The organism is Nocardioides sp. zg-1230 (assembly GCF_013155335.1).
Lineage (GTDB): Bacteria > Actinomycetota > Actinomycetes > Propionibacteriales > Nocardioidaceae > Nocardioides.
This window is the reverse complement of sequence record NZ_JABJQZ010000008.1, coordinates 412,419-429,529: the sequence shown is the minus strand read 5'-3', so window position 1 is coordinate 429,529 and position 17,111 is coordinate 412,419. Positions and strand designations below refer to the sequence as shown.

15 protein-coding genes are annotated in these 17,111 nt (G+C 71.1%); all 15 read left to right on the top strand.

All coding sequences use genetic code 11. The annotated features are described in order from the left end of the window. The first annotated feature begins 75 nt into the window (after window positions 1-75). Window positions 76-2,256: a glycogen debranching protein GlgX gene (glgX, locus tag HOO61_RS21410; protein ID WP_172261675.1), complete on the top strand. Its 2,181-nt coding sequence runs from the start codon at window positions 76-78 to the stop codon at window positions 2,254-2,256. After that, entirely contained in the window at window positions 2,253-4,583 is a 2,331-nt protein-coding gene (gene treY, locus HOO61_RS21405; RefSeq protein WP_172261673.1) for a malto-oligosyltrehalose synthase, read from the top strand. The genes glgX and treY overlap by 4 nt, the downstream gene beginning before the upstream one ends. A gap of 1 nt (window position 4,584) precedes the next feature. After that, window positions 4,585-6,333, top strand: a complete 1,749-nt coding sequence (gene treZ, locus HOO61_RS21400) for a malto-oligosyltrehalose trehalohydrolase (protein WP_172261671.1) — start codon at window positions 4,585-4,587, stop codon at window positions 6,331-6,333. 150 nt (window positions 6,334-6,483) lie between these two features. Further along, window positions 6,484-7,290 (top strand): hypothetical protein, encoded by an 807-nt coding sequence (locus HOO61_RS21395; RefSeq protein ID WP_172261669.1) that lies wholly within the window; start codon window positions 6,484-6,486, stop codon window positions 7,288-7,290. 115 nt (window positions 7,291-7,405) lie between these two features. Further along, window positions 7,406-8,191: a hypothetical protein gene (locus HOO61_RS21390; RefSeq protein WP_172261667.1), complete on the top strand. Its 786-nt coding sequence runs from the start codon at window positions 7,406-7,408 to the stop codon at window positions 8,189-8,191. Window positions 8,192-8,310: 119 nt separating this feature from the next. Next, window positions 8,311-9,426, top strand: coding sequence for a peptide chain release factor 2 (prfB, locus tag HOO61_RS21385; RefSeq protein ID WP_172261665.1), 1,116 nt, complete (start codon window positions 8,311-8,313; stop codon window positions 9,424-9,426). Between the two features lie 73 nt (window positions 9,427-9,499). Beyond that, on the top strand, window positions 9,500-9,805 hold the full coding sequence (locus HOO61_RS21380; RefSeq protein ID WP_172261663.1) for a hypothetical protein: 306 nt from the start codon (window positions 9,500-9,502) through the stop codon (window positions 9,803-9,805). Further along, on the top strand, window positions 9,802-10,851 hold the full coding sequence (locus tag HOO61_RS21375) for a hypothetical protein (RefSeq protein ID WP_172261661.1): 1,050 nt from the start codon (window positions 9,802-9,804) through the stop codon (window positions 10,849-10,851). Before HOO61_RS21380 ends, HOO61_RS21375 begins: the two co-directional genes overlap by 4 nt. Continuing rightward, entirely contained in the window at window positions 10,848-11,375 is a 528-nt protein-coding gene (locus tag HOO61_RS21370) for a DUF4919 domain-containing protein (protein ID WP_172261659.1), read from the top strand. The genes HOO61_RS21375 and HOO61_RS21370 overlap by 4 nt, the downstream gene beginning before the upstream one ends. Further along, window positions 11,368-12,411: a WD40 repeat domain-containing protein gene (locus HOO61_RS21365; RefSeq protein ID WP_172261657.1), complete on the top strand. Its 1,044-nt coding sequence runs from the start codon at window positions 11,368-11,370 to the stop codon at window positions 12,409-12,411. The genes HOO61_RS21370 and HOO61_RS21365 overlap by 8 nt, the downstream gene beginning before the upstream one ends. Before the next feature lie 54 nt (window positions 12,412-12,465). Beyond that, the gene (gene ftsE, locus HOO61_RS21360) at window positions 12,466-13,155 is read left to right on the top strand and encodes a cell division ATP-binding protein FtsE (RefSeq protein ID WP_172261655.1); all 690 of its coding nucleotides are present in this window, start codon (window positions 12,466-12,468) and stop codon (window positions 13,153-13,155) included. A gap of 57 nt (window positions 13,156-13,212) precedes the next feature. After that, window positions 13,213-14,121, top strand: coding sequence for a permease-like cell division protein FtsX (gene ftsX, locus HOO61_RS21355; RefSeq protein ID WP_172261653.1), 909 nt, complete (start codon window positions 13,213-13,215; stop codon window positions 14,119-14,121). A 122-nt stretch (window positions 14,122-14,243) separates the two neighbouring features. After that, a complete protein-coding gene (locus HOO61_RS21350; protein ID WP_172261651.1) occupies window positions 14,244-15,488 on the top strand; it encodes a M23 family metallopeptidase in 1,245 nt (414 codons plus the stop codon). 51 nt (window positions 15,489-15,539) lie between these two features. Further along, window positions 15,540-16,019, top strand: coding sequence for an SsrA-binding protein SmpB (gene smpB, locus HOO61_RS21345; RefSeq protein ID WP_172261649.1), 480 nt, complete (start codon window positions 15,540-15,542; stop codon window positions 16,017-16,019). 19 nt (window positions 16,020-16,038) lie between these two features. Further along, window positions 16,039-16,911 carry an amidohydrolase family protein gene (locus HOO61_RS21340; protein ID WP_253942651.1) on the top strand — a complete coding sequence of 291 codons (873 nt, stop codon included), beginning with the start codon at window positions 16,039-16,041 and terminating at the stop codon, window positions 16,909-16,911. The last annotated feature ends 200 nt before the right edge of the window (window positions 16,912-17,111 follow it).

Below are 17,111 nucleotides of genomic sequence, written 5' to 3'. Positions count from 1 at the left end.
ACGGTCGTCACCACCCCCACCCCGCCGGATGGTCAGGAAGAACGACTACCCACCCCTCGCCGGTAGTTTCTTCGCATGACCGAGACCTGGCCCGGCACCGCCTACCCCCTGGGTGCCACCTTCGACGGCACCGGCACGAACTTCGCGCTCTTCAGCGAGGTCGCCGAGCGCGTCGAGCTGTGCCTGTTCGACCCCGACCCGGACAACCCCGGCTCGTTCACCGAGACCAAGGTCGAGGTCACCGAGGTCGACGCCTACGTCTGGCACTGCTACCTCCCGACCGTGCAGCCCGGCCAGCGCTACGGCTACCGCGTCCACGGCCCGTGGGACCCGACCCAGGGCCTGCGCTGCAACCCCAACAAGCTCCTGCTCGACCCCTACGCCAAGGCCACCGCGGGCGAGATCGACTGGGACCAGTCGCTCTTCTCCTACAACTTCGGCGACGAGGACTCCCGCAACGACGACGACTCCGCGGCGCACATGACGCACGGCGTCGTCATCAACCCGTTCTTCGACTGGGAGGGCGACCGCCGCCTCTCCATCCCCTACAACGAGTCCTTCATCTACGAGGCGCACGTCAAGGGCCTCACCCAGCTGCACCCCGACATCCCCGAGGAGCAGCGCGGGACGTACGCCGGCCTGGCGCACCCGTCCGTGACGGCGCACCTCAAGAAGCTCGGCGTCACCGCGATCGAGCTGATGCCGGTGCACCAGTTCGTGCAGGACTCCACCCTGCTCGACCAGGGCCTGCGCAACTACTGGGGCTACAACACCCTGGCCTTCCTCGCCCCTCACGCCGACTACGCGTCGAGCAACCAGGGCCAGCAGGTCCAGGAGTTCAAGGCGATGGTCAAGGCGATGCACGCCGCCGGCATCGAGGTCATCCTCGACGTCGTCTACAACCACACCGCCGAGGGCAACCACCTCGGCCCGACGCTGAGCTTCAAGGGCATCGACAACGCGGCCTACTACCGCCTCGTCGAGGACGACCAGCGCTACTACATGGACTACACCGGCACCGGCAACACCCTCAACGTGCGCCACCCGCACTCGGTGCAGCTCATCATGGACTCGCTGCGCTACTGGGTCACCGAGATGCACGTCGACGGCTTCCGCTTCGACCTCGCCGCCACCCTGGCCCGCGAGTTCTACGACGTCGACAAGCTGTCCACCTTCTTCGAGATGGTGCAGCAGGACCCGGTCGTCAGCCAGGTCAAGCTGATCGCCGAGCCGTGGGACATCGGTCCCGGCGGCTACCAGGTCGGCGGCTTCCCCCCGCAGTGGACCGAGTGGAACGGTGCCTACCGCGACACGGTGCGCGACTTCTGGCGTGGCGAGCCGTCCCTCGGCGAGTTCGCCTCGCGGCTGTCCGGCTCGTCGGACCTCTACGAGCACTCCGGTCGTCGCCCGTTCGCGAGCATCAACTTCGTGACCGCCCACGACGGCTTCACGCTGCGCGACCTCGTCTCCTACAACGAGAAGCACAACGAGGCCAACGGCGAGGACAACAACGACGGCGAGAGCCACAACCGCTCCTGGAACCACGGCGTCGAGGGCCCGACCGACGACCCCGAGATCCTCCAGGCGCGGGCCCGGGAGCAGCGCAACTTCATCGCCACCCTCCTGCTCAGCCAGGGCGTGCCGATGCTGCTCCACGGCGACGAGCTGAGCCGCACCCAGGACGGCAACAACAACACCTACGCCCAGGACAGCGAGATCAGCTGGGTGCACTGGGACGACGCCGACAAGCCGCTCATCGAGTTCACCGCGGCGGTGGCCAAGCTGCGCGCCGACCACCCGACGTTCCACCGCAAGCGGTTCTTCACCGGCAACACCGTGCGCACCGGCGACGGGGAGCGCCTCAACGACATCGTGTGGCTCGGCCTCGACGGCGAGCCGATGGAGGACGGCGACTGGGAGGGCGGCAAGGCCATCGGGATGTACCTCAACGGCCACGGCATCGCGGGCAAGGACGCCCGCGGCGCGACGATCACCGACGACCACTTCCTGCTCTACTTCAACGCCGACGGCCCGGCGACGGTGACGCTGCCGACGGAGGAGTACGCCGCCGCGTGGGACGTGGTGATCGACACCAGCGGCAATCCCGACGCCGACCCGACGCTCGAGGCCGGGGCGACGTTCGACCTCGACACGCACAGCCTCGTCGTGCTCCGGGAGCACTCCGAGCCCGAGGCCAGCCCCGACCACTCGGTCGCGGCATCACTGGCGGCCCGCTCGGGTACGGACGTCCCGTGACCGACGCACACCCAGCCGGCCGGCCCGGACGACGTACGCCGCGCAGCACCTATCGCCTGCAGGTCAGCCCCGACTTCACGCTCCACGACGCCGCGGGCGTGCTGCCCTACCTGCACGACCTCGGCGTGGACTGGGTCTACTTGTCGCCCCTGCTGGCCTCCGAGCCCGGCAGCATGCACGGCTACGACGTCGTCGCCTTCGACCACGTCGACCCCGAGCGGGGCGGCGAGGAGGGCCTGGCCGCCCTCTCGGCCGAGGCGCGGCGCCTCGGGATGGGCGTGCTGGTCGACATCGTCCCCAACCACGTCGGCGTCGCCACGCCGTCGGAGGACCCCTGGTGGTGGGACGTCCTCAAGCTGGGGCGCGAGTCGGAGCACGCGTCGGCCTTCGACGTCGACTGGGCGGCCGGCGACGGCCGCATCGTGATCCCGGTCATCGGTGACGACGACGAGGGCGCGATCCGCATCGTCCGGTCCACCAAGGGGGAGGGGGAGGTCCGCTACCACGACCAGCGCTTCCCGCTGGCCCCCGGCACGTCGACGCTGGAGGAGCAGCACTACGAGCTGGTGAACTGGCGCGCGGCCGACGAGGACCTCAACTACCGCCGCTTCTTCGCCGTCAACACCCTCGCCGCCGTGCGTGTCGAGGACCCGGAGGTCTTCGCGGAGACACACGTCGAGGTCAAGCGGTGGTTCGACGAGGGCCTCGTCGACGGCCTGCGGGTCGACCACCCCGACGGCCTGCGCGACCCGAAGCGCTACCTCGACGACCTTGCTGCCCTCACCGGCGGTGCCTACGTGCTCGTCGAGAAGATCCTCGAGCCCGGCGAGCACCTGCCCGCCGACTGGGCCACTGCCGGCACCACCGGCTACGACGCGCTCGCCCTCATCGACCGGCTGCTCACCGACCCGGCCGGCGAGGCGCCCCTGACCGCGTTGGAGGACCGGCTCCGCGGCACGACCGTGGACTGGGAGCGGATGGTCCAGGACAACAAGCGCGCCGTCGCCGACGGCATCCTGCACTCCGAGGTCCGGCGCATCACCCGCGAGGTCGAGCGCGTCCTGCACGCTGGCCAGGCCGAGGTGAACGAGAGCGCCGACGAGGACGCCGTCGCCGACGCGATCGGCGAGCTGCTCGCGTGCTTCCCGGTCTACCGCTCCTACCTGCCCGAGGGCCGCGACCACCTCGACCAGGCCTTCGCCAAGGCGCGGGAGGCACGCCCCGACCTCGCGGCGACGTACGACGTCCTCGAGCCGCTGCTGCACGACGAGTGGAGCCAGCCGGCCCGGCGCTTCCAGCAGACCTCGGGCATGGTGATGGCCAAGGGCGTCGAGGACTGCTCGTTCTACCGCTGGTCGCGCCTGACGTCGCTCAACGAGGTCGGCGGCGACCCGTCGATCTTCGCGATCGGCGTCGACGAGTGGCACGACGCGATGGCCGCGCGACAGCGCGACTGGCCCGACGCGATGGTCACCCTCTCCACCCACGACACCAAGCGCGGCGAGGACGTCCGCGCCCGCATCACGGTGCTGGCCGAGGAGCCCGGCCACTGGGAACGGGCGCTCGACGAGCTGCTCCGCCTTGCGCCGGTGCCCGACGAGGGCTTCGGCTCGCTGCTGTGGCAGGCCGTGCTCGGCGCCTGGACGCCCGACCACCTTCCCGACCTTCGCGACCGGCTCCACGGCTATGCCGAGAAGGCGATGCGCGAGGCCGGCGACCGCACGACGTGGACCGAGCCCGACGAGGCCTACGAGACGTCCGTGCACGCCGCGGTCGACGCGGTCTTCGACTCCCACGACGTCCGCTCGGTGTTGCTCGACCTTGCCACGCGCATCGACGCGCCCGCCCAGGCCAACTCGCTCGCGGCCAAGCTCCTCGCGATCACCATGCCGGGCGTGCCCGACGTCTACCAGGGCAGCGAGCTGTGGGAGACCTCCCTCGTCGACCCCGACAACCGCCGCCCGGTGGACTTCGACCACCGGGCCGCCGTCCTCGCCGGCACTGCCGATGACGACGCGGCGACCAAGCTGCACGTCACCTGCACCGCCCTGACCCTGCGCCGCGAGCGGCCGGAGCTGTTCACCGGTTACACCCCGGTCACCGCCACCGGGTCCGCCGCCGACCACGTGGTCGCCTTCGACCGCGGCGGCGCGATCACCGTCGCGACCCGGCTCCCGGTCGGTCTCGCGGCCGACGGCTGGGGCGACACCGCGCTCGACCTGCCCGAGGGCCGGTGGCACGACGTGCTCACCGGCCTCGACACCGACGGCCGCCTCGCCGAGCTGCTCGCCGTCCACCCCGTCGCCCTGCTGGTGCGGAAGGACTGACATGACCATCTCTCGGGGCTCTCATGGACCCTTTGACGTCTGGGCGCCGCGGCCGCAGCGCGTGCGGTTGCAGGTCGGCGCCGGGCGTGACGTCGTGGACATGACCGGCGACACCGACGGCTGGTGGACGCCCGCCGGACCGGTGCCGACGGGCGGTCCGGTGGACTACGGCTACCTCCTCGACGACGACCCCGAGCCGCGTCCCGACCCGCGCTCGCGGCGTCAGCCGGACGGCGTGCACGGGTTGTCGCGCCGCGACACGACGACGTACGAGTGGGGCGACGCGGCCTGGACCGGCCGACAGCTCGCGGGCTCGGTGATCTACGAGCTGCACGTCGGCACCTTCACGCCCACCGGCACGCTCGACTCCGCCATCGAGCGCCTCGACCACCTCGTCGACCTCGGCGTGGACCTCGTCGAGGTGATGCCGGTCAACGCCTTCAACGGCACCCACAACTGGGGCTACGACGGCGTCGCCTGGTTCGCGGTCCACGAGCAGTACGGCGGCCCCGACGCCTACAAGCGCTTCGTCGACGCCTGCCACGCCCGAGGCCTCGGAGTCGTGCAGGACGTCGTGCACAACCACCTCGGCCCGTCGGGCAACTACCTCCCGCTGTTCGGCCCCTACCTCAAGGCCGGCCGCAACACCTGGGGCGACCTGGTCAACCTCGATGGCGACGACTCTGCCGAGGTGCGCCGCTACATCCTCGACAACGTGCGCATGTGGTTCGAGGACTTCCACGTCGACGGGCTGCGCCTCGACGCCGTGCACGCCCTCAGCGACACCTCCGAGGTGCACCTGCTGGAGGAGATGGCGATCGAGACGGCCGCCTTGTCCGCGCACGTACGCCGCCCGCTGACGCTCATCGCCGAGTCCGACCTCAACGACACGCGTCTCGTCACCCCGCGGGAGGCCGGCGGCCACGGCCTCGACGCGCAGTGGAGCGACGACTTCCACCACGCCGTGCACGTCGCACTGAGCGGCGAGACCACCGGCTACTACGCCGACTTCGAGCCGCTCGAGGCGCTGGCCAAGGTGTGCGAGAGGGGCTTCTTCCACGACGGCACGTTCTCGTCGTTCCGCGAGCGCGACCACGGCGCACCCGTCGACACCGAGCACATGCCCACGTGGCGGCTCGTGGTCGCCAACCAGAACCACGACCAGGTCGGCAACCGCGCCCGCGGCGACCGGCTCGCCGAGCACCTCGACGACGACCAGCTGGCCTGCGCCGCCCTGCTGACGCTGGCCGGGCCGTTCACCCCGATGCTGTTCATGGGGGAGGAGTGGGCGGCGTCGACGCCGTTCGCGTTCTTCACCTCCCACCCCGAGCCCGAGCTCGGCAAGGCGACCGCCGACGGCCGGATCGACGAGTTCGAGAAGATGGGCTGGGACCCGGCCGAGGTCCTCGACCCGCAGGACCCCGAGACGTTCCGCCGCTCGAAGCTCGACTGGGCCGAGCTCGACAGGGGGCGCCACGCGGTGGTGCTCGACTGCTACCGGCGCCTCGGCCGGCTGCGCCGCGAGCTGCCGCAGCTCACCGACCCGGCCTTCGGCTCGGTCTCGTGCTCCGTGGAGGGCCGGCTGTTCACGATGCGCCGCGACGACCTCGTCGTCCTGGTCAACGCCGGCGTGACCGAGGTGTCGGTGCCGGTCGACGCGAGCGAGGTCCTCTTCGCGACGCCCGCGGGCGTCGACCTCGACGACGGCACGATCACCGTCCCGGCGCACGCCGGCGCGCTGCTGCGCTGAGTGCGCGCCGACGGCCGGTGACCACCGGCGAGGGTCCCGCGCTCTCGGGCCCTACGCCTCATGACGGACGACGGCGTCTGCACGAGGCTGGAGATGCCAACCCGCGCGCGTCGTGGACCCGCCATGACGCGCACCAGAAGGGAGCTCGTCATGAATCGCACCGCCCGCGTCGCTTGCGTCGCGGCTGCCGCCCTGGCGCTGGTGTCACCGACGCCGATCGCCTCGGCCACACCGGCTGCGGACCCGGGGGTCCGCTCGGCCGCCCAGACCTACAAGGTCATGGCCAGCATCAACAAGTCCGAGGTGGTCGCCGGCGAGGACACCGTCCGGATCACCGGCAAGGTGAAGCCCAGAACCGCAGGCCAGAAGGTCTTCCTCCAGCAGCGTCCCGAGGGGTCGAACCGCTGGCGCAAGTCCGGCACGGCGAAGATCAAGTCGTCCGGCAGGTTCGTGCTGGAGGACGAGCCCAGCCGGCCCGGTGTCCGGTTCTACCGCGTCCTCAAGCCCACCGCTGACGGCATCAAGGGCGGCACCAGCCGCGAGCTCCAGCTCGACGTGTGGGGATGGCAGCCCCTGAGCTGGCGCGCGTACGGTGCGAACTCCGGGGTCACAATCGGAACCGGCACCTACATCGGCGCCGAGTACTTCGGCAGCAATTTGGTGCTTCAGACGCCCGGCACACCCGGCTACGTGGAGTACACGCTCGGCCGGCAGTGCCGCCTCCTGCGCGCGACGTACGCGTTGACCGACAGCTCGGCCACTGGGGCGTCCGGCTTCGTCACGATCTCGGTGGACGGCGCCGCGAAGGTGACGCACGCACTGGCCACCGGCACGGTCATCCGCGACCACGAGGTCGACCTGACCGGTGCCTTCCGGATGCGCTTCGACCTGAGCGGATCGGCGACCCCGGCCGGCTCGTCCGCCGTCGCCGAGCCCGAGGTGCTCTGCCTGCCGTGAGGCGTCAGGGAGCACGTCGGCGGATCCTCGGGGATCCGCCGACAACTTTCTGCTGGGGGCTCGCGTCTCCCTCGTGAACGGCCCGCACCCGGGCCCACACGACGGGGACAGAACCATGAACCGCATCACCGCAATCGCCGCCACCGTGGCCCTCGCCGCCGGCTCGCTGGCACTCACCACCCCGACGCAGGCCGCGCCTGCCAAGGCCCGGACCTACAAGGTGTCCGCCAAGGCCAACATCGACGTCGCCGTCGCCAAGGAGGACACCGTCAAGGTCAAGGGGCGTGTCACGCCCAAGGCCGCCGGCGAGAAGGTCGTCCTGCAGCAGCGCGTGGGCAACAAGAAGACGTGGAAGTCCACGGACAACGCCAAGGTCAAGCGCAACGGCACCTACGTGCTCAAGGACAAGCCCACGACGCAGGGTCCGCGCGAGTACCGCGTCCTCAAGCCGGGCTCGCGGGGCATCAAGAAGGGCTACAGCAAGGCCCTCCCCGTCGAGGTCTACAAGTGGGAGAAGCTGGTCTTCCGGCCCAGCGGCCCCCGCGTGAACGTCGAGCCCGCGGGCGTCCTCATCGGCGCCGAGTACTACGGCCAGAGCCTCGCGACCACGACCGCCGGGACGCCGTCCTCGGTGGAGTACACCCTTGGCCGCGACAAGTGCACCGACCTGCGTGCGACATACGCGCTCACCGACAGCTCCGCAACCGGCTCGAGCGGCGCCGTGACGATCTCGTCCGGTGACAAGGTTCTGGCGACCCACTCGCTGGCCATCGGCACGGTCGTCGCCGACGAGGTCCTCGACGTCTCCGACGTCTTCCGCCTCAAGATCGACCTGTCCACCACCGCCACGCCCGCCGCCGTCGCCGCCGTCGCGACGCCGGAGGTGCTCTGCACGCGCTGACGCGCACCGATCCGCAGCGGCGGGCACGACCGGAATCACAGGCCGGGCGTGCTCGCCGCTGCCGTTGTACGCCTGCTGCTTTCGACACGTTTCCCGCGCGAGCCGTACTGTTGCTCCTTGTGGCAGGCATCGACTTCGACCAAGAGATCAAGCAGCTCCAGGCGACCATGAAGACCGTCGGCCAGGTGCTGAACCTGGAGCGGATGCGCGGCGAGATCGCCGACCTCGGCGAGCAGGTCGCCGCACCCGACCTCTGGGACGACGTCGAGAGCGCGACGCGCATCACCGGCCGGCTCTCGGCCCTGCAGGGCGAGATGGACCGCTTCACCGGCCTCGAGACCCGCATCGACGACCTCGCCCTCATGGTGGAGATGGCCCAGGAGGAGGGCGACGCCGACACGCTCGCCGACTCCGAGGCCGAGCTCGCCCGCATCAAGAAGTCGGTCGAGTCGCTCGAGATCCGCACCCTGCTGTCGGGTGAGTACGACGAGCGCGAGGCGATCGTGACGATCCGCTCCGGCGCCGGTGGCGTCGACGCCGCCGACTTCGCCGAGATGCTCATGCGGATGTACACCCGCTGGGCCGAGCAGCACAAGTACGGCGTCGAGGTCTACGACGTGTCCTACGCCGAGGAGGCGGGCATCAAGTCCGCCGAGTTCGCCATCCACGCGCCCTACGCCTACGGCACGCTGTCGGTCGAGGCCGGCACCCACCGCCTCGTGCGGATCAGCCCCTTCGACAACCAGGGCCGCCGCCAGACCTCCTTCGCCGCCGTCGAGGTCGTGCCCGTCCTCGAGCAGACCGACGAGATCGAGGTCGACGAGAACGACATCCGCACCGACGTCTTCCGCTCCGGCGGCCCCGGCGGCCAGTCGGTCAACACCACCGACTCCGCGGTCCGCCTGACCCACATCCCCACCGGGATCGTCGTGTCGTGCCAGAACGAGAAGTCGCAGCTGCAGAACAAGGCGTCCGCGATGGTGGTCCTCAAGGCCAAGCTGCTGGCCAAGAAGAAGGAGGAGGAAGCCGCGCTCAAGAAGGACCTCAAGGGCGACGTCGCCGCCAGCTGGGGCGACCAGATGCGCAACTACGTGCTCAACCCGTACCAGATCGTGAAGGACCTGCGGACCGGCCACGAGTCCGGCAACCCCAGCGCGGTCTTCGACGGCGACCTCGACGACTTCATGGAGGCCGGCATCCGCTGGCGCCGGGGAGCGGAGAAGGTCGACGCCTGACATCGCGGTGGTTTCCGCGTAGCCCGACCCGGGTAGACGGTGGTCAGGACCACCGACGAGACGGGGGACGGGGATGTCTCAGCTGCAGGTGCAGCACGCCGCGATGGAGGAGGCGGCCAACGCCGCGCAGACCGCCGCAGCCGATGCCAGGGGGCACGGGTCCGCGGAAGCGCTCGCCTGGGCCGCCGGGGGCATCCCGGGGGCCGCGTCCCTCGACCACCTCCGCGAGCTCGGCAGCAGCTGGGACGACGAGGTCGCCGCGTGGGTGTCGGCGACCCGCGACTTCGGCACCGACCTCGCCGCGGCCGGTGAGGACTACCGCGCCGTCGACGAGGCGGCCGGTGGTCTCTTCGGGGGCCTGCTGGGCGGTGGGGGATGACCGTCACCTACGGCGACGCGAAGCGCTGGGAGTCCGAGCCGCTCGGCACCGCCGGCGACAGCCTCAAGAAGGACCTCGACGCGCTGGAGGGTGCCCGCGACCTCCTCGAGACGCAGGGCGTGCCCGAGTCGTGGACCGGGCTGGCCGTGACCTTCGCGGTCGCCCGTCGCACCCTGCTCGTCAAGCAGCTCGGGCGGCACATCGACGGCAAGCGCCAGATGCAGCGCGCCCTCTACGACGCCGAGACGATCGTCGCCGAGGTCGAGCGCCTCGTCACCGAGGTCGAGGGCGAGGCCCGCGCCAAGGACTTCTCGATCAGCTCCGACGGCACGGTGAGCGACGTCAGCGATCCACCCACCTTCGAGAACCGCTACGAGGCCGACGAGTGGTCCCGCATCCGCCAGCAGACCGCCCAGGCGCTCGCGGACGACGTGTCCACCATCCTCGGCCGGGCGGCCGCCGCCGACGCGACGATCGCGGGCGGCGTACCACCCGGACACGTGGACTCCGTCGACGACTACGGCGTCGCCAGCCCCGAGGTCGCAGAGGAGTGGGCCACGATGACCGACGCCGAGCGTCGCGCGGTGATCGAGGAGATGATCGAGGAGCAGGCCGCCGAGGCGGGCATCCCCACCCCGACCATCACGTGGGAGCCCGAGACGTGGGACCTGTGGGGCCAGGCCCGCGGCGGTGGGTCGGAGATCGCCCTCAACGAGGGCATCCTCGACGACCCGTTCATCCTCAACACCGTCGCCCACGAGATGCGCCACGCCCGCCAGTTCGAGGCCATCGACGACCAGGACGCGTGGCACTGGCCCTGGCAGGACGACCCGTTCGACATGCACGAGGAGGACGGGATCACCGAGGAGCAGGCCGAGGAGTGGGACGAGAACTTCGACGACTACAAGTCGACGGGCGACGGTGACACCTATGAGGAGTACTTCGAGCAACCGGTCGAGGTCGACGCACGTCGGATCGGCAAGGAGGAGCTCGAGGCCATGACCGAGGAAGAGCTCGAGCGGCTCCTCGAGGAGGGACAGCGATGACACCCACGACGACCTACGCCGACCTGCTCGGCGCCCACCTGGCCGACCCGACCCCCGAGACGCTCGAGCCGCTGCGCGACGCCGTACGCGCCGCGCCCGGCTTCGACCCCGACCTGCGGGTGCGCGAGCGGGCAGGCGCCCTGCTCCGCGAGGGACGCTTCGACGACGCCGTGGCCGCCCTGGAGGCGACCATGCCCGGGTCGCTGCTCAGCCCGGCCGCCCACGCGATGCTCGCCACCGCGCTGAGACGCCTCGGCCGCGCCGAGGCCGCCGCTCGGCACGCCCGCCTGTCTCGCGCCGCGCTCGACGGCATCCTCGCCACCGGCGACGGCACGGCCGAACGCCCGTGGTCGGTGCTGCGCATCAGCGACGAGTACGACCTCGTGGACAGCCTCGGCACGCGACCGGTGTCCCAGGGCCTGCTGGCCGACGCGACGCGGTGGATCGACCGCATCGAGTGCGAGGACGGTCGCACGCTCCACTTCGACGCCACCCGGGTCCCCGGTGCCGCGGTCCGTGCCTGACCGGCGCGTCGTCGCCGCGGCAGCGACGGCGCTCGCGCTCGCGGTCGCGGGCTGCTCGGACGACGGGTCGGACGCACCCGCCACCGGTGGCAGCGCCGGGACCGGCTCGGAGAGCGCGGGTGGGAGCACGGGCGGGAACGCACCCTTCGAGCTCGTCGCGACCGACGACCTGTCGGTGAGCCCCGACGGGGCCGAGGTGCTCGCCGACTGCTGGAACGGCATCTGCCGCTGGGACGCCGCGAGCGGGTCGCTCGAGCTCGTGCCCGACCGGGGCTCGGTCGCGGTCGCACCGGACTGGTCGACCGTGGCCACCGTCGACGACGCCGACGTCGTGCTCGAGGACCTCGCGTCGGGCGACACGGTCACCGAGCTCGCGGGTCTCGCGGACGACGACGTGACCGACGGGTCGCCCGTGACGGCGGTGGCCTACAGCCCCGACGGCGAGCTCGTCGCCGCGGCCGGGCTCGACGACGACGGCTCGGGTCGGCTGGTCGTGTGGTCGGTCGACGGTGCGGAGGAGGCGTCGTACGACACCCTCGGGGAGGTCCACCGGATCTCCTTCTCTCCCGAGGGCGACCGGATCGCCACGGCGGGCAACGGCCCGGTGGAGGTCCACGACCTCGCGACGGGCGAGTCGCAGGAGCTCCCGTCCGGTGACGGCGGCACCGTGGCCTGGAGCGCCGACGGCGCCCTGCTCCTCGGACCGGGGGCCGATGGACAGCCGTCGGTGTGGGACGCCGAGACCTGGCAGCTCGTGGCCGAGCTCCGGGGCACCCGCCTCCACGAGGCGGCGTACGCCCCCACGGGGACGACGCTCGCCCTCACCTCGCTCGACGAGACCACCGTGACGGTGTGGGACCCGGACGCCCGCCGCCCGATGCGGCTCGAGGGCCACACCGACGACCCCGGCGCGGTCGCCTGGTCGCCCGACGGCTCGGTCCTCTACTCGGTGTCCGCCGACGACGGCGTGCTGGCGTGGGACCCCGCCACCGGCGATGCCGCCGCCACCGACTTCGAGGTGCCGGCCGGCCGGTGAGCCGCGGCAGCGCAGGTTCGGCGTCGCGTCCACCCCTCACGTAGCCTCGACGCCGTGATTCGCTTCGAGAAGGTCACCAAGACCTATCCCGGCCACCCCCACCCCGCCCTCGACAACGTGTCCGTCGACGTCGAGAAGGGGGAGTTCGTGTTCCTCGTGGGCTCCTCGGGCTCGGGCAAGTCGACCTTCCTGCGCCTGGTGCTCCGGGAGTACCGCCCGACCACCGGTCGCGTCTACGTCGCCGGCAAGGAGATCAACCGGCTCGCCGGCTGGAAGGTGCCCCGGCTGCGTCGCGACATCGGCACCGTCTTCCAGGACTTCCGCCTGCTGCCCAACAAGACGGTCACCGAGAACGTCGCCTTCGCGCTCCAGGTGATCGGCAAGTCCCGCAAGGAGATCAAGGACGTCGTCCCCGAGACGCTCGAGCTGGTCGGCCTGAGCGGCAAGGGCGACCGGATGCCCGACGAGCTCTCCGGTGGCGAGCAGCAGCGCGTCGCCGTGGCCCGCGCGTTCGTCAACCGCCCGATGATCCTCATCGCCGACGAGCCCACCGGAAACCTCGACCCCACGACCTCGGTGGGCATCATGAAGCTCCTCGACCGGATCAACCGCACCGGCACGACGGTCGTGATGGCCACCCACGACGCCGGGATCGTCGACCAGATGCGCAAGCGCGTCATCGAGCTCGAGAACGGGCACGTCGTGCGTGACCAGGCGCAGGGCGTCTACGGCCACCAGAACTGACACGGGCCCCCGCCCCGACCCGATCCGCAACCCCGAACGAATCGAGATCCCGACTCCATGCAGCTTCGCTACGTCTACTCCGAGCTCGGCCAGGGCCTGCGACGCAACCTGACGATGCACCTGGCGGTGATCCTCACCCTGGTCGTGTCGCTGACGCTGGTCGGCATCGGCCTGCTCTTCCAGCAGCAGGCGACGCGTGCCGCCGACCACTTCGGCAACCAGCTCCAGATCACGGTCTACCTGTGCCGGCTCAACGACTCCAACCCGGTCTGCCCCAACCCGGTGACCGAGGCGCAGAAGACGGAGATCGAGGCCGTGGTGGACGCCAACCCGGAGGTCGCGAGCTACCGCTTCGAGTCCGGCGAGGTCGCCCTGGAGAAGGCCAAGGAGCTCTACGGCGAGGAGCTGTTCTCCGGCGACAACCCCGCGCTGACCGCCGAGGACATGCCGCAGACGATCTGGATCACGCTCGAGGACCCCGAGCAGTACGAAGGCATCAGCAGCGCGGTGCAGGGCCTCGACGGGGTCTCCCGGGTGCGCGACCTGCGTGAGCAGGTCGGCCCGATCCTCACCACGATCACCAAGATGCGCACGTACGCCCTCGGCACCGCCGCCGTGCTGGTGCTGGCCGCGTTGCTGCTGGTCGCCAACACGATCCGGCTCGCCGCCTTCGCGCGCCGCAAGGAGATCGGGATCATGCGGCTCGTGGGTGCCTCCACGCTCTACATCGCGCTGCCGTTCCTCCTCGAGGCGCTGGTCACCGCGCTCATCAGCGTCGGCCTCGCCGTCGGGGGGCTGGCGGCGTTCCTGCGCTTCGCGATCGGTGACCTCTCGGACAACCTGAGGTTCGTCCCGTGGATCGCCTGGGACGAGTTCTGGCTCGCTGCCGGAGCGGTCGCGATCCTCGGTCCGGTGCTGACCGTGCTCCCGACACTCGTGTTGACGCGCAAATACCTCAAAGTCTGAGCAGCGGGGGTTAGCGTCTAGGCGTCTCGCCCGGCATCGCGTCGGGAGGGGCACCCTTCCCCGCTTCCCCGACGCAAAGGCTTCCCCCGGTGCGTACCTTCCCCCGTGCCGCTCATCGCCGCATGGCCGCAGCACTCGTGGCCGTCATGGCGCTGGGCGTGTCCGCCGCTCATGCCGACGACCTCAAGGACAAGAAGAACAAGGTCGAGCGCGAGCTCAAGGGCGCGCACCAGGACCTCGACGAGTCCAGCGCCCAGCTGCGCAAGGCCGCGGCGCGCCTCGACGCCGCGCAGCAGCAGCTCGGCGTCGCGAAGACCCGCCTCGCCACGGCTCGCGGCAAGGTGGAGGTCGCCCGCGAGCGCGATGCCCAGATGCAGGCCGAGCTGGTGGCCGCCGAGGCCGAGCTCGCCGCCGCCGAGGCCGCCCTCGCGCAGGGCCAGGTCGACCGTGACGCCCAGCGCGCGAAGGTCGCCCGCACCGTCACCGACATGTACGCCGAGGGCGACCCCGAGCTGATCGCCTTCTCGTCCCTCCTCGACGCCGAATCCACCGAGGAGCTCACCCGCCGCGACGGCGTACGTGACGTCGTCATCGGCCAGGAGGCACGCGAGTACGACGAGCTGAAGGCCGCCGAGGTGCTCCTCGAGGTGCGCCAGGACCAGGTCACCGAGGCGCGCGACGCCGTCGCCACCAAGCGGCAGGCCGCTGCCGAGCACCTCGAGCTGATGCAGGCCCTCGAGTCCGAGGAGCAGGCGGCCAAGGACTCCGTGGTCTCCCTGGTGATCGAGCGTCGTGACGCCCGGGCGGGGGCGAGCGCGGCCCGCGCCAAGGACCTCGCGAAGCTCCGCAAGCTCGAGAAGGAGCAGCAGCAGATCGAGGAGATGCTGCGCAAGCGCGCCCTCGCCGCCCTCCGCCGCCAGCGCGCCGCCCAGGCCGCCGCGAACGCGCGGTCGCAGGCGTCCACCCCGAGCCCGGGCGCGCTCGCCTACCCGGTCGAGGGCTACGTCACCTCGCCGTTCGGCTTCCGGAGCCACCCGATCTACCACTACTGGGGCCTGCACGACGGCGTCGACTTCGGCGGCGGGTGCGGCACCCCGCTGCGTGCCGCGGCGCCCGGCAAGGTCGTGTCGTCCTACTACAGCGGCGTCTACGGCAACCGGCTGGTGATCGACCACGGCGTCCTCGGCGGCAAGGGGGTCGCCACGATCTACAACCACGCCAGCGGCTACAACGTGGGCGTCGGCGCCCAGGTCGAGACGGGGCAGGTCATCGGCTTCGAGGGCAGCACCGGGTGGTCCACCGGGTGCCACCTGCACTTCACGGTGATGGCCAACGGCCAGGCCGTCGACCCGATGAACTGGCTCTGACCCGGCTCGACCGGCCACAACCGGTTGGACACGCTCTGGGAGAATGGACCCATGGCGAAGGAGCAGGGCCAGAAGATGGTCGCGCAGAACAAGAAGGCGCGCCACGACTACCACATCGAGGACACCTGGGAGGCCGGGCTCGTCCTCATGGGGACCGAGGTGAAGTCGCTGCGCCAAGGACGTGCGTCGCTGGTCGACGGCTTCGCCGAGATCGACAACGGCGAGGCGTGGCTGCTCGGGGTCCACATCCCGGAGTACAGCCAGGGCACCTGGACCAACCACTCGGCCCGCCGGCGGCGCAAGCTCCTGCTCAACCGCTCCGAGATCGACAAGATCGAGCGCAAGATCACCGACAAGGGCTACACGCTCGTGCCGCTGTCGCTCTACTTCAAGGACGGCCGCGCCAAGGTCGAGATCGCCCTCGCCAAGGGCAAGAAGTCCTACGACAAGCGCCACACGCTCGCCGAGCGCACGGCCAACCGCGAGAAGGTCGAGGCCGTCCAGCGACGGCTCAAGGGCCACCGCGATTGAGGCCGGGACTGAGGAGCGGTTGACCCCCGTCGAGTTCGCCCGGGCCCTCGGCCTGCCCGGCCTCGTCGACCTGCACACCCACTTCCTGCCGCCGCGGGTGATGGCCAAGGTGCGGGCGCAGTTCGACGCCGCCGGCCCCCTCATCGGGCGGCCGTGGCCGCTGCACTACCGCGACTCCGACGACGCGCTCGTCGACGTCCTGCGCTCCTTCGGCGTACGTCGCTTCACCGCGCTTCCCTACGCGCACCGGCCCGACATGGCCGAGTTCCTCAACGACTGGGCGGCCGGTTTCGCGGAGCGCGTGCCCGAGGCTGCGGTGTGCGGCACGTTCTTCCCCGAGCCCGGCGTGGCGGCGTACGTCGCCTCCCGCACGGCCGCGTCCCACCCGGTCGAGGTCTGGAAGGTGCACGTGCAGGTCGGCGCCTTCGACGTCACCGACCCGCTCCTCGACGAAGCGTGGGGGACCGTCGCGGCCGCCGGGACGCCCGTGGTGCTCCACGCCGGCAGCGGCCCCGTCGCCACCGAGCACACCGGCCCCGGGCCGGTCGCCGACCTGCTGGCCCGGCACCCGCGGCTGCGGCTGGTGATCGCACACGCCGGCGCCCCGGAGTACGCCGAGTTCCTCACGCTCGCCGAGTCGTACGACCGGGTCGGGCTCGACACCACGATGGCCTTCACCCCGTTCTTCGAGCAGATGGGCGGCGCCTACCCTGCCGGGCTGCTGCTCCGCCTCCGCGACCTCGGGCTGGCCGGGAAGGTCCACCTCGGCAGCGACTTCCCCAACATCCCCTACCCCTACGTCGTCCAGCTCGAGGCGCTCGAGCGGCTGGGCCTGGGGGAGGACTGGCTGCGCGCCGTGTGCTGGGACAACCCCTCCGCCCTCCTCGGCTGAGCCCGCTCCGCCGCCGCCCGAGCGGTGAGTGAGACACGTTCCGAGGCCTTGGCGTCAAGTGGTCGTTGCAACGTTGGTCATGCTGCTTGTTGTTGGAGTAGCTGGTTGAGCGCGTGTGCTGGGGTGAGCGGTGGTCCACCCACATTCGGGGCCGGCGGAATGTCGCTCGACCACCGCCGCAGGGCGTGTCGTACGACGCC